General features: G+C 70.6%; 13 protein-coding genes. 7 read left to right on the top strand and 6 right to left on the bottom strand.

What is annotated here, in order from left to right; translation table 11 throughout:
* Positions 1-57: 57 nt before the first annotated feature.
* From pepN to I8920_RS04720, 3 genes are all read left to right on the top strand, one after another.
* The gene (gene pepN / locus I8920_RS04730; protein WP_198658012.1) at positions 58-2637 is read left to right on the top strand and encodes an aminopeptidase N; all 2580 of its coding nucleotides are present in this window, start codon (positions 58-60) and stop codon (positions 2635-2637) included.
* Between the two features lie 73 nt (positions 2638-2710).
* The gene (locus tag I8920_RS04725; RefSeq protein WP_198658011.1) at positions 2711-3778 is read left to right on the top strand and encodes a mechanosensitive ion channel family protein; all 1068 of its coding nucleotides are present in this window, start codon (positions 2711-2713) and stop codon (positions 3776-3778) included.
* 56 nt (positions 3779-3834) lie between these two features.
* Positions 3835-4296 (top strand): globin, encoded by a 462-nt coding sequence (locus I8920_RS04720; RefSeq protein WP_232832862.1) that lies wholly within the window; start codon positions 3835-3837, stop codon positions 4294-4296.
* A gap of 124 nt (positions 4297-4420) precedes the next feature.
* Here I8920_RS04720 and I8920_RS04715 read toward each other — a convergent pair whose 3' ends face one another.
* The gene (locus tag I8920_RS04715; RefSeq protein WP_198658010.1) at positions 4421-5122 is read right to left on the bottom strand and encodes a hypothetical protein; all 702 of its coding nucleotides are present in this window, start codon (positions 5120-5122) and stop codon (positions 4421-4423) included.
* Between the two features lie 92 nt (positions 5123-5214).
* Between I8920_RS04715 and I8920_RS04710 the strand changes: the two genes are divergently transcribed.
* Positions 5215-6078 (top strand): acyl-CoA thioesterase, encoded by an 864-nt coding sequence (locus I8920_RS04710; RefSeq protein ID WP_198658009.1) that lies wholly within the window; start codon positions 5215-5217, stop codon positions 6076-6078.
* Here I8920_RS04710 and I8920_RS04705 read toward each other — a convergent pair.
* Positions 6065-6544, bottom strand: coding sequence for an acyl-CoA thioesterase (locus tag I8920_RS04705; protein WP_225558464.1), 480 nt, complete (start codon positions 6542-6544; stop codon positions 6065-6067). The two genes, I8920_RS04710 and I8920_RS04705, sit on opposite strands and share 14 nt — an antisense overlap.
* Positions 6545-6549: 5 nt before the next feature.
* Entirely contained in the window at positions 6550-8235 is a 1686-nt protein-coding gene (gene ettA / locus I8920_RS04700) for an energy-dependent translational throttle protein EttA (RefSeq protein ID WP_198658008.1), read from the bottom strand.
* 191 nt (positions 8236-8426) lie between these two features.
* Here ettA and I8920_RS04695 point away from each other — a divergent pair, with 191 nt between their 5' ends.
* Positions 8427-9158, top strand: a complete 732-nt coding sequence (locus I8920_RS04695; RefSeq protein WP_198658007.1) for a hypothetical protein — start codon at positions 8427-8429, stop codon at positions 9156-9158.
* A gap of 152 nt (positions 9159-9310) precedes the next feature.
* Here the strand turns inward: I8920_RS04695 and I8920_RS04690 are convergent, their stop codons facing one another.
* The 3 genes from I8920_RS04690 to msrA all read right to left on the bottom strand — a co-directional run bounded on the left by I8920_RS04690 (position 9311) and on the right by msrA (position 10909).
* On the bottom strand, positions 9311-10021 hold the full coding sequence (locus I8920_RS04690) for a single-stranded DNA-binding protein (RefSeq protein WP_198658006.1): 711 nt from the start codon (positions 10019-10021) through the stop codon (positions 9311-9313).
* Positions 10022-10141: 120 nt separating this feature from the next.
* Complete coding sequence (locus I8920_RS04685; protein WP_198658005.1) at positions 10142-10345, bottom strand: methyltransferase; 204 nt, start codon at positions 10343-10345, stop codon at positions 10142-10144.
* Positions 10346-10381: 36 nt separating this feature from the next.
* A complete protein-coding gene (gene msrA, locus I8920_RS04680; RefSeq protein WP_198658004.1) occupies positions 10382-10909 on the bottom strand; it encodes a peptide-methionine (S)-S-oxide reductase MsrA in 528 nt (175 codons plus the stop codon).
* A 139-nt stretch (positions 10910-11048) separates the two neighbouring features.
* Between msrA and I8920_RS04675 the strand changes: the two genes are divergently transcribed.
* Both I8920_RS04675 and I8920_RS04670 read left to right on the top strand, forming a co-directional pair.
* Entirely contained in the window at positions 11049-11315 is a 267-nt protein-coding gene (locus tag I8920_RS04675; RefSeq protein ID WP_198658003.1) for a hypothetical protein, read from the top strand.
* A gap of 102 nt (positions 11316-11417) precedes the next feature.
* Positions 11418-12743 (top strand): hypothetical protein, encoded by a 1326-nt coding sequence (locus tag I8920_RS04670; RefSeq protein ID WP_198658002.1) that lies wholly within the window; start codon positions 11418-11420, stop codon positions 12741-12743.
* The last annotated feature ends 26 nt before the right edge of the window (positions 12744-12769 follow it).

Here is a 12769-nt window from a genome sequence, read left to right as displayed (position 1 = left end):
CGGGACCCCGCACGCGGACATCGATCGTCCGCGTCCCCAGCGAAGATGGAGCGTTGCGTGCCCGGAGAGAACCTCACCCGAATCGAAGCCCAGGAGCGCGCGGCCGTCGTCGCCGTGCAGACGTACGATGTCGAGCTCGACCTGACCCGCGGCGCGGAGACCTTCGGCAGCACCACGCGCGTGCGCTTCACCGCCACCGCCGGTGCGTCGACCTTCATCGACGCCATCACGAAGACCGTGCACGCGGTCACCCTGAACGGCACGGCGCTCGACGTCGCGGCCGTGAACGACGGCGTCCGCATCCAGCTCGACGACCTGCAGGAGCAGAACGAGCTCGTGGTCGTCAGCGACGCGCTGTACACGAACACCGGCGAAGGCCTGCACCGCTTCGTCGACCCCGTGGACGACGAGGTGTACCTGTACTCGCAGTTCGAGGTCCCCGACTCCCGCCGCATGTTCGCGGTGTTCGAGCAGCCCGACCTGAAGGCCGAGTTCTCCTTCACCGTGACGGCGCCGTCGCGGTGGCAGGTCGTCTCGAACTCCCCCACGCCGGAGCCGCACGTCGACGGCGACGTCGCCACCTGGGCCTTCCCGCCCACCGCGCGCATCTCCAGCTACATCACCGCGCTCGTCGCCGGCCCGTACGAGGTCGTGCGCGACGAGCTGACGAGCCGCGACGGCCGCACGATCCCGCTCGGTGTCTTCGCCCGCCGGTCGCTCGCCGAGTACCTCGACCCCGAGTACGTGTTCGAGACCACGAAGAAGGGCTTCGCGTACTTCGAGGAGAAGTTCGACGTCCCCTACCCCTTCGAGAAGTACGACCAGCTCTTCGTGCCGGAGTTCAACGCCGGCGCCATGGAGAACGCCGGGGCCGTCACCTTCACCGAGACCTACGTGTTCCGGTCGAAGGTCACCGACGCCATCAAGGAGCGCCGGGTCGTCACGATCCTGCACGAGCTCGCCCACATGTGGTTCGGCGACCTCGTCACCATGAAGTGGTGGAACGACCTGTGGCTCAACGAGTCCTTCGCCGAGTGGGCGTCCACCATCGCCACGGCCGAGGCCACCGAGTGGACCGAGGCCTGGACCACGTTCCAGGCGATGGAGAAGTCCTGGGCCTACCGGCAGGACCAGCTCCCCTCGACGCACCCGATCGTCGCCACGATCAACGACCTCGAGGACGTCCAGGTCAACTTCGACGGCATCACCTACGCGAAGGGCGGCTCGGTCCTCAAGCAGCTCGTCGCGTGGGTCGGCATCGACGCGTTCTTCGCCGGTGTCTCCGCCTACTTCAAGAAGCACCACCACTCGAACACCGAGCTGCGCGACCTGCTCGTCGAGCTCGAGGCGACGAGCGGCCGTGAGCTGACCGAGTGGTCGAAGCTCTGGCTCGAGACCGCGGGCGTCAACACGCTGCGTCCCGAGATCGAGACCGACGAGTCCGGTGTCATCACGTCGTTCGCCGTCCTGCAGGAGGCCCCGGCCGACCACCCGACGCTGCGCCCGCACCGTCTGGCGATCGGCGTCTACGCCTTCCAGGACGACGCGTCCGCGCCGTTCGGTGCCGACACCGCGTCCTCCGGCGGCAAGCTCGAGCGGGTCCACCGCGTCGAGATCGACGTCGACGGCGCCCGCACGGACGTCCCCGAGCTCGTCGGCGTGCAGCGCGGCGACCTCGTGCTGCTGAACGACGACGACCTGGCCTACGCCAAGATCCGTCTCGACGAGCACTCGCGACGCACCGCGATCGAGCACCTTGCGTCCATCGCGAACCCGCTCGCCCGCTCCATCGTGTGGGGTTCCGTGTGGGACGCCACCCGCGACGCCGAGTCCCCGGCCAGCGACTACGTCCGGCTCGTGCTGGGCAACATCGCGACCGAGACCGAGTCGACGACGATCCGCACCACGCTGTCGCAGCTGCTGCTCACCGCACGCAACTACGTGGCGCCGGGTGCAGTGGACGCCACCGTCCGCACCGTCGGGGACACGCTGTGGCAGCTCGCCGCCTCGGCCGAAGCCGGTTCGGACGCGCAGTTCCAGTTCGTGAAGTTCTTCGCGCAGATCCCCTCGACGCCCGAGCACGTCGCGACCCTGCAGGGGCTGCGCGACGGTTCGGTCACGCTGCAGGGGCTCGAGATCGACACCGACCTGCGTTGGGAGCTGCTCGAGGGCCTCGTGCTCGCGGGCGCCGCCGGCACCGCCGAGATCGACACCGAGCTCGCCGCGGACAAGACGGCGTCGGGTGAGCAGGCCGCGGCCCGCGCCCGGGCGACGATCCCCACGGCTGAGGGCAAGCTGGCGGCGTTCTCGTCGCTCGTCGACTCGTCCGAGCTGCCGAACGCGATCGTGCGGCAGACCACGGTCGGGTTCCAGCACGTGAACAGCCCGGTGGTGCTCGAGGGCCTCGTGCCGAAGTACTTCGAGGTGCTCACCCGCATCTGGGCCGAGCGCAGCTACCACATGGCCGACACCATCGTCTCGGGCCTCTACCCGGCGCCGCTCGCGTCGGCCGAGCTCCGCGACGCGGCCGCTGCCTGGCTCGAGGAGCACCCGGAGACGCCGGCGCTGCGCCGCATCGTGTCCGAGAGCCTGGCGGGCACGGAGCGCGCGCTGCGGGTGCAGGCCGCCGACGCCTGACCCCTGTGGTGATCCGGCGGGGTCTTGGCGTTCCTCCAGGGATGCCGAGGCCCCGCCCTCTACGATCGTCCGGATGATCCTCCTCGCTGCCTCGACTGACGACGCATCCAAGTGGGTCTCGAACTCCTTCACCGAGTTCGTGACGGTGTGGCGTGTCCCGATCGTGATCGTGGTGACCGTCCTGGTCGCCATCGTCGTCCGCCTGATCCTCCGCCGCACGATCAAGCAGGTCGTCGACCGGATCGTCAACGGCGTCAAGAAGCGTCAGGGCGCCGCCGACACCCAGGCGCTCGTCGCCTCGCCGGTGCAGACGGCCCGCGTCGTCCAGCGAACCCGGACGCTCGGCAGTGTGCTCGAGAACCTGGCGACCGTCGCCGTCGTCATCATCGCGCTCGCAGTGATCATCCCGCAGGTGCTGCCCAACGCTGCGGTCGGCATCGTCGGCGGTGCATCCCTCGTCGCCGCCGGTCTCGCCGTCGGCGCCCAGTCGATCGTGAAGGACCTGCTGTCCGGGATCTTCATGATCCTCGAGGACCAGGCCGGCGTCGGTGACGTCGTCGACACCGGGCAGGCCACGGGCGTGGTCGAGAACGTCGGCCTTCGCGTGATGCAGATCCGCGACGTCAACGGCATCCTGTGGTTCGTGCCGAACGGGCAGATCCTGCGGGTCGGCAACCTGTCGCAGGGCTGGTCGCGCGTGCTCGTCGACATCACGGTGCCGTACGACACCGACATCGACGCGGTGCAGGACGCCCTGCTCGCCGCCGCCGTCACGATGTCGCAGGAGCCCCGCTGGCGGCAGCGCATCGTCGAGAAGCCGGAGATCTGGGGCCTGCAGTCGATCTCCGACGACGGCATGGTCTTCCGCCTGGTCGTGAAGACCCGCGCCTCCGAACTCGACGTGGTCGGCCGGGAGCTCCGCATCCGCCTGAAGCGCGCGGTGGACGAGCTCGGCATCACCCTCCCCGCGATGGCGATGATCATGCCCGAGGGCTGGGAGAACGCCACCTCGATCAACGGCCTGCGCACCGTCCCGACGCAGCCGACGCCGGCGCCGACCAAGCCCCGGCGGACCAAGCGGAACATCCTCGGGCAACCGGTCCGCACGGACGACCCCGATGGCGGGAAGGACCCCCGATGACCGATCCCACACCCCCGAGCGGCACGGGCGGGCCGGGAGCACGCGGTTCGCTCGGCATGCCCGGCTCTCCCGGCGCGCCCGGCTCGGTCGGTGTGCCGGCGCAGCCGATCACGCTGCGCGTCGGGGAGCACGGCGCCTCGGCCACCGGGTCGCTGTACGAGCGGATCGGTGGCGCGCCCACCTTCGACCGGCTGGTCCGACGGTTCTACGAGGGCGTGCAGCAGGACGAGGTGATCTGGCCGATGTACCCGGCCGACGACCTCGAGGGCGCGATCTGGCGCCTCTCCGCCTTCCTGCAGCAGTACTGGGGCGGCCCGGGCACGTACAGCGAGCAGCGCGGGCACCCGCGGCTCCGGATGCGGCACCACCCGTTCCGGATCACCCCCGAGGCACGCGAGCGCTGGCTCCTCCACATGCACGACGCGGTCGAGTCGCTCGACCTCGCTCCCCTCGACGAAGCCGAGCTCTGGGGCTACCTCGACCGCGCTGCGCACGCGATGACGAACTCCTTCGACTGACGGGTGCGACGTCGGCGTCCCGCGCCGGGCACGAGACCGCAACAACCGGCGGACGGGAGGCCCGCGGCGCCGCCGCCACGGACCTCCCGTCCGCCTGTCCCCGCGTTCTCGGTCCCGCGAGACGCTAGGAGTTCAGGGTCCAGGCGCGGCGCTTGACGAGCACGTGTCCACGCGAGGTGGTGAGCCGACTCCACGGTCCGGTCTCGAACAACCGCACCGGGTCGTGCCCGAGGAAGCCGAGGCTCTCCCCCGCGAACCCGGCGCCGGCCGGCAGGTGCTCGATGCCCGGGACGGGACGGCCCCAGACCTCGGAGCGGATGCGTCGGACGATCGCCTCGCCGGCGTTCGACGGGACGGCGTCCGCGACCTCGGCGATGCCGTCGCGGGTGGCGCGGCGCAGCAGTTCCGGCGAGACGTCCGGCAGGGGCACCCATCCACCGCGCGGCGGCGAGATGGCGGCCCAGGTCACGGTGTGCACCTCGTGGGGCAGCTCGACCTCGATCGGGGTGGCGCGGGTCGGGTCGGCACCGTCGGCGTGGTCGGCGTCCTCGGCCTCGGCGAGCAGCCGCAGCCGCTCGAGCAGGGACTGCAGGGGCACGACGGTGTCGATCGTGGCCGGCTCGGTCAGCGAGAACGTCCGGAGCCCGAGGACCGTCGGCAGTTCGTCGAGCAGGCCGAGCGGGTAGAGGATCGCCGTGTACACCGCGAGGACGCCGGAGTCGGCGATGAGCCGGACCGAGCCGTCCTCGATCCGGGCGGCGCGTCCGAGGTAGGTGCGGAGGTCACCGAGGGAGGCGGCGTCGGGAAGCGTGAACGAGTTGCCCATGTCGGTCCCGATCCTACCGGCCACCGTCGACCGATCGGCTGGGCGTGCGCCGTGCCGGCGGCAGGGGGCGGCTCCTTCGTAGACTGCACCACGTGAACGGCGAACCCGACTTCCTGCGGACCCTGCGACTCGAGGACACCGGTGCGAGCACGGGTGAGACGATCCTGACCGGTGCCAGCCACTGGTCGCCCGGCGGGCGCGTGTTCGGCGGCCAGGTGCTGGCGCAGTGCATCGTGGCGGCGCAGACGACGATCGAGGGCCGCGACGTGCACTCCATGCACGGGTACTTCCTGCGGCCCGGCGACATCGACGTCCCGATCACCTTCGGCGTCGAGCGCATCCACGACGGCCGGTCCTTCGCCACCCGACGCGTGCAGGCCTACCAGCGGGGCGTGCCGATCTTCTCGATGATCGCCTCGTTCCAGGTGCCGGACACCGGTCTCGAGCACCAGGACCCGTTCCCCGTGGAGACACCGGACCCGGAGTCCCTACCCTCGGCGGCGTCGATCCTGTCGGCGATCGACCACCCGGTCGCGCAGGCCTGGGCCGAGCGGTCGATCGACCTGCGGCACGTCGAGGGTCCGGTCTTCGTCGACGTGCAGGGCGAGCACGTGCCGCACCAGGCGGTGTGGTTCCGGGTGCAGGGCGCGCTGCCCGAGGACCCGGCGCTGCACCGCGCGGTGCTCGGCTACGCGAGCGACCTGTCGATCCTGGAACCGATCATGCGTCGGCACGGGGTCGCCTGGGGCACGCCCGGCGTGAAGAGCGCCAGCCTGGACCACGCGATGTGGTGGCACCGCGACGCCCGGGCGGACGAGTGGATCCTGTACGCACAGGAGTCCCCGAGCGCCCAGGGCGGCCGCGGGCTCGCCTTCGGTCGGATGTTCTCCCGCGACGGCCGGCTGCTCGCCACCGTCGCCCAGGAGGGCATGATGCGCGTCCCTACGGGCGGCTGAACCGGACGGGTTCCTCGACGTAGGGCTCGCACGCCGCGCGCTCGGCCTCGGTCAGTCGCCGGGGCCGGTTCGTCGTGGCGTCGACCAGCACGAGCGCCGTCGTCGCACGGGTGTAGAGCACCGCGGGCTCCCGGCCGGCCGGCGACCAGACCTCGTAGGAGACGTCGATGCTGGCACCACCGAGCCGACCGATCCACATCTGGATGTCGAGCGGTTGCCGCAGGTACGGGATGGAGGCGAGGTACTCGAGCCGCTGGCCCGCGATCACCGTCATCGTGCCCGAGCCGGGACGGCCGTCGATGACCGGCTCCGGCAGCGTGCCGTCGGGGTCGTCGCCGGGGTCAGCACCCCAGAACCCCGCGATGCGCGCCTCCTCGAGGAGGCGCAGCATCGCGGAGTTGTTGACGTGTCCGTAGGCGTCGATGTCGCTCCACCGCAGGCGGATCGGAGCGTGCAGTCTCGCCACGACGGTCAGTCGCGGGTGAGCTTGCGGTAGGTCGCCCGCCCGGGCTTCGCCGCGTCGGCGCCGAGGCGCTCGATCTTGTTCTCCTCGTACGCCTCGAAGTTGCCCTCGAACCAGTACCAGTTCGGCGTGCCGTCCTCGTTGAGGCCCTCCCACGCCAGGATGTGGGTCGCGATGCGGTCGAGGAACCACCGGTCGTGGGTGATGACCACGGCGCAACCGGGGTACTCGAGCAGCGCGTTCTCGAGGCTGCCGAGGGTCTCGACGTCCAGGTCGTTGGTCGGCTCGTCGAGGAGCAGCAGGTTGCCGCCCTGCTTGAGCGTCAGCGCCAGGTTCAGACGGTTGCGCTCACCACCGGAGAGGATGCCGGCGCGCTTCTGCTGGTCCGGCCCCTTGAAGCCGAACTGCGACACGTAGGCGCGGGACGGGATCTCGGTCTTGCCGACCTGGATGTAGTCGAGCCCGTCGGACACGACCTCCCAGAGGTTCTTGTTCGGGTCGATGCCGCCGCGGCTCTGGTCGACGTACGAGATCTCGACCGTGTCACCGATCTTCAGCGTGCCGCCGTCGAGCGGCTCGAGGCCGACGATCGTCTTGAACAGCGTGGTCTTGCCGACACCGTTCGGGCCGATGACGCCGACGATGCCGTTGCGGGGCAGCGTGAACGACAGGTCGCCGATGATGACGCGCTCACCGAACTGCTTGCGCAGGTGCTCGGCGTCGATGACCTGCGAGCCCAGACGCGGGCCCACGGGGATCACGATCTCCTCGAAGTCGAGCTTGCGGGTGCGCTCGGCCTCGGTGACCATCTCCTCGTAGCGGGCGAGACGGGCCTTCGACTTCGCCTGACGGCCCTTGGTGTTGCTGCGGACCCAGTCGAGCTCGGACGACAGGCGCTTCGCGAGCTTGGCGTCCTTCTTGCCCTGGACCTCGAGGCGCGCGCGCTTCTTCTCGAGGTAGGTCGAGTAGTTGCCCTCGTACGGGTACAGACGACCGCGGTCGACCTCGGCGATCCACTGGGCGACGTGGTCGAGGAAGTACCGGTCGTGGGTCACGGCGAGGACGGCACCGTGGTACTGCTGCAGGTGCTGCTCGAGCCAGAGCACGCTCTCGGCGTCGAGGTGGTTGGTGGGCTCGTCGAGCAGGAGCAGGTCGGGCTTCTGGAGCAGGAGCTTGCAGAGCGCGACGCGGCGCTTCTCACCACCGGACAGGTGCGTGACGAGCTCGTCCCCCGGGGGGCACTGGAGCGCGGCCATGGCCTGTTCGAGCTGCGAGTCGAGGTCCCACGCGTCAGCGGCGTCGATCTCCTCCTGCAGCGTGCCCATCTCGGCCAGCAGCGCGTCGAAGTCGGCGTCCGGCTCGGCCATGAGCGCGGAGATCTCGTTGAAGCGCGCGAGCTTGCCGTGGATCTCGCCCACGCCTTCCTGCACGTTCTCGAGGACGGTCTTGCTCTCGTCGAGCTCCGGCTCCTGCATGAGGATGCCGACGGTGAAGCCCGGGCTGAGCTTCGCCTCGCCGTTGGAGGGCTGGTCGAGACCGGCCATGATCTTCAGGATCGTCGACTTGCCCGCACCGTTCGGTCCGACGACGCCGATCTTGGCGCCGGGGAGGAACGACATCGTGACGTCGTCGAGGATCAGCTTGTCGCCGACCGCCTTGCGGGCGCGGACCATCTGGTAGATGTACTCAGCCATATCGCGCCCAAGTGTAGTGACACCGCCGCAGCACTGCGCGCCCGAGTCCGGATCGCCGCTTCGCGCACCCACCCCCGAGGGCCTGTTGCTCGCGGCGCGGACGACGTACTCTCACTTCGCCCCGCAACCTCGGGGGCCCGCCGCTCACCACGGCGAGGACCCGGATCAGGACCCTGGACAGGACGAGGACCATGACCACCACCAAGACCACGTCACGACTGCGTCGCATCGCACTCCCGTTCATCGGAGTGGTCGCGCTCGGCATCGGCCTCATCGGCCCGGTGTCGCCGGCCTCTGCCGCGGGCGCCGTCCCCAAGGGCGACCCCTACCTGCTCTACACGGCGAGCATCAGCGCCAACGGCTCGGGCACGGGGTACTCGTCCTACATCAACGTCCACGACGCCCACAACAACGCGTACTCCTTCGGGATCCAGTCCGACAAGGGCTCCCCCGAGAGCAAGGGCAAGCCGCGCTACATCTGGGAGCGCGTGCAGAACGGCAAGTTCACGTACGGCTACCTGGGCCCCGCGACGAACAAGCTCACCCCGATCGGGATGCGCTGGTACAAGAACGACGTCGCGACGATGATCGTGAACCACAAGACGATCGGCACCCTCAAGCTCAACCTGGACGGCCGACTGTTCTTCAACGCCGAGGCCAACGCCCGCCTGAACGGGGACGTCGTCCACTCGACCGTGCAGAACACCCGGATCACGGTGGGCGACCGCAAGTCGAACACCGGCCTGAACGGCAAGTGGGACACGAGCTTCTCGTTCCACGGGCTGAAGGCCAAGCAGACGAACGCACCGCGCGTGCAGGGCGCCAGCTTCAAGATCGACGGCCGCGTGACGGGGCTCCCCCGCGGTGGGAACTGGGACACCGCGCAGGTCTCCGGCATCGGGATGATCGCCCAGAAGTGGTGAGCCCCGCGGGGCACTGACCGGCGGACGGCCGCTCCGGGGTCCCGACCCGCGGAGCGACCCCGTCGGCACCCGTCGCGCCAGCGCCCGTCGCGGCAGTGCCCGACCGCCGGCACCCGTCGCGGCAGCGGGTGCGCTCGCACCACCCCTTGCGGTCACGCGGCCTCGGGCACGTGCCGGTCGTCGCGGTCCTGGTCGTCGAACGACGCCGTGGCGTCACCGTCCGGGGCTGCACTCCCCGACGCGCGCTCGGACCCTCCCCCGGTCAGGCCACCGAGCACCGTGCCGGCCAGCGCCGTGCCGCCGTCGGACGCCCCCGCGATCGCGGCGTGGTCCAGGAGCGGGTCACCCGCGGAGGGATCGCCGGTCAGGGCCCCGTCGTCCTCGGGCGCGCGGCCCTGTCCCGCCGCGTGCTCCCCACCCGCGTCCGGAGCGGGCTCGCGCACCTCGCCGGTCTCGAGGTCGACGCTGCGGACACCGCCGTGCCCCGCAGCGGTGTCGCCGACCTGGCGCGGGACGCGGACCCAGTTGCTGATCCCCCAGGCCAGGTCGTGCCCGATGCCGTCGGCGTCGATCTCGACGGAGGTCCCGCTGCGGCCGTCGCGCTCCCAGGTGCGGATACGGACACGGCCGGCGACCACGATCCGGTCACCCTTCTTCAGGGACTTGAACACGTTGGACGCGAGTGAGCGGAAGGCGGTGACGGTGTACCAGTTGGTGGCGCCGTTGACCCAGGTCGAACTGGCGCGGTCCCAGCGGCGCGACGGAGAGGCGAGCCGCAGGCTCGTGATGGCGATGCCGGTCTCGGTGACGAGGTGGCGCGGTTCGGTGGCGACGATTCCGCAGACGGTGATGATGTCGTTCATGCATCGATCGTCATCGAGCCCGGGGCCGCGCAAGCGGCCCCAGGCTCGATCTGTGGTGTGTGGAACCGGTCAGGCGACCTGTGGAGGACGAGTCCCCACGGGCCTCCAGTCCGGCCCCGGTCAGTGCGCCCGGAACTCGGGCCGAGCGGCCAGCGGGCCGAGCGCAGCGTGGACCGCACCCTTCGCGGAGTCGAGCGACGGGTACACGCCACCCGCTCGTCCGCGTCCGTAGAGCTCGACCTGGAAACCGTCCGCCTGGCGGTGGATGCTGCCCACCGCTCCGGCCGGACCGATCGCGACCCAGGTCCCTGTGTTGTCCGTCATCGTCGAACCACCTCCTCGTGGCCCCGACGCCCCGGATCAGGACGCCAGGATGTACTGACTGTATGCCTTGCGCACCTTGTTGACCTTCGGCAGCGCGACCGCCAGGCAGTAGCCCTGCCCGGGGTTCTTGGCGAAGAAGTCCTGGTGGTGCTCCTCGGCCGTCCAGAACTCGCTGAGCGGCTCGATGGTCGTGACGACCTGCCCGTCCCAGATCTCGGACGCACGCTCGATGGCGTGCTCGAACAGGACACGCTGTGCGTCGTCCGCCGGGAACATCGCGGAGCGGTACTGGGTTCCGACGTCGGCGCCCTGCCGGTTCAGCTGACGGGGATCGTGCAGTGTGAAGAACACGTCGAGGATCACCTCGGCAGGGATCAGCGACTCGTCGAAGGTCACCGCGACCGCCTCGGCGTGCCCGGTCGTGCCGGTGCACACCTGTTCGTAGGAGGGGTCGGCGACCTGTCCACCGACGTAGCCGGACACCACGTCCTGCACACCCTGGAGCGTGCGGTACACGGCGTCGAGACACCAGAAACATCCACCTGCGAGCACGAACGTGGTCATGCGCTCAACCTACCTTCCGGCGCCCACGGTCCCTCCACAGCTGCGCCCAGCGACCCGGCTCTCCCCAGGTGGCTGCAGGGCCCGCGAGGTGTCGGTGGTCGCCCGTACCGTCGTCACCACACCGACCAGGAGGCCAGCGATGCAGACCACGTCAGAACCCGTACTCCGGATCCGCACCGTCCCGCTGTCCCGCGTCCGTGGTGACTACCGCATCCTCGACGTGCGGGACGACCTGAGCCGCGTGACCCGTGCCAACGGCGAGATCGTCGGCTACGTCGACCGCATCGACGTCGCCGGCGACACCGCGTACCGGGCGCGCCGCTACGTCGCGACCGAACGCCGCTTCGTCGAGCTGCCCAACGTGTGGTCGGCCGACGACGCCGTCGACACCCTGCGGTGGTCGTGATGCTCCCCTGCACGACCACCGGCACCGGCACCGGCACCGGGTCGGACGGAACGCCGCTCGGCCTCCCGGGTGCCTGACCGTTCCGTGGGTATGGTTCGGCGCATGGACTGGTGGAACGACCTGACCGACTGGACTTCCTCGGACGAGGGCTGGCGGGTGCTCTCGGGTGCCGTGATCCCGTTCGTCGCCATCATCGTCGCGGGCGTCATCGCGGCGCTCATCGGCCGTGGTGCGACCAAGCGGGTCGTGGCCCTGCAGGAGCGCGAGGCAAAGAACGCCGCCGTCGCCGCGATCATCTCCGCCGCCCGCAAGGCCGGCGTCTGGGGTTCGCTCGGCCACGACGAGCGCCGCTACGCGGACCACCTCGCCGAGGACGCCGACATCCGCCTGCGCCTGCTGCCCGTGACGGGCGCCCCGCTCGCCGCGAACTGGGCGCAGCACGAGATCGCCGACATCAAGAAGAACTCGTCGACGTTCAGCTTCCAGGCAGACCAGTCCCTCGCCGAGTTCCGCGACCGTCTGCTGGAGTGGCAGGCCCGTCCGGGTCGTGCGCGCAAGCTGTTCAAGGCCGACCTCGAGCGCTGGAAGTTCGAGTCGCCGGATCCCGACGCCGACCTGATCGAGCGTCAGCAGGACTGGAACGCCGACCGGGCCGAGGCGCCTCGAGCCCAGGCTCCGGCGCCGGTCGCTCCCGCTGACACCAGCACCCCGACCACCACGTCCCTCCGGCCCGCTCAGCGCCCGTCGAGTGGCCCGACATCGGCACCGTCGAACCCGGCACCGACCACCGGCGCCGCCGCAGGCACCGCCGCAGCAGCAGGCACGAGCGCAGCAGGCACCACCGCGGCAGGCACCCCCGCCGCGAGCGCGCCCACCGCAGCGTTCTCGGTCGGCCGTGGCGGTCCCGACCAGAACGCCACGCGGTCGTTCGGCGAGAACACCACCCGCGTCTACGGTGACGACGCAGCGCCGCCCGTCCGCCCCGCGCTCGGGAACCCGGTGTCGCCGTCTCGATCGGCCTCCGGTGACGACCAGTCCCGTGCGTCCGACGACACCGAGGTCGTGGACGACCCCGGTGCCACACGCGCGTACTCCGACACCCGTGCACCCGGCGGGAGCGACCGACCGCAGCCGGCGGGCCAGCGAGACCAGACCAGCCGGCCGGAGCAGCGCGACGGCAGCGAGCGTCCTGTAGCGTCGCCCACCGCTGCCGAGTCGCACGTCAACCGTGCACCCGCGAACGACCTCCACGCCGCGTCCGCACGAGGCAGCGACGCCCGCGGGGTGACGAGCACTACCTCGGGTCCGAGCCGCTCGACCCAGAGCCCTGCGGCGTCGAGCAACACCGACGACCAGTCCGAGGCGACGTACACGCAGCCGATCAGCGCCGCCGAACTCCGCCGCCGCGCCGCGGACGACGACGAGTAGCAGGTCACGTCCGAGAGGCCACAGCG

Source organism: Curtobacterium sp. YC1, from assembly GCF_016267665.1.
In the GTDB taxonomy this organism is placed as follows: Bacteria; Actinomycetota; Actinomycetes; order Actinomycetales; family Microbacteriaceae; genus Curtobacterium.
This window is presented reverse-complemented; position numbering and strand designations above follow the sequence as displayed.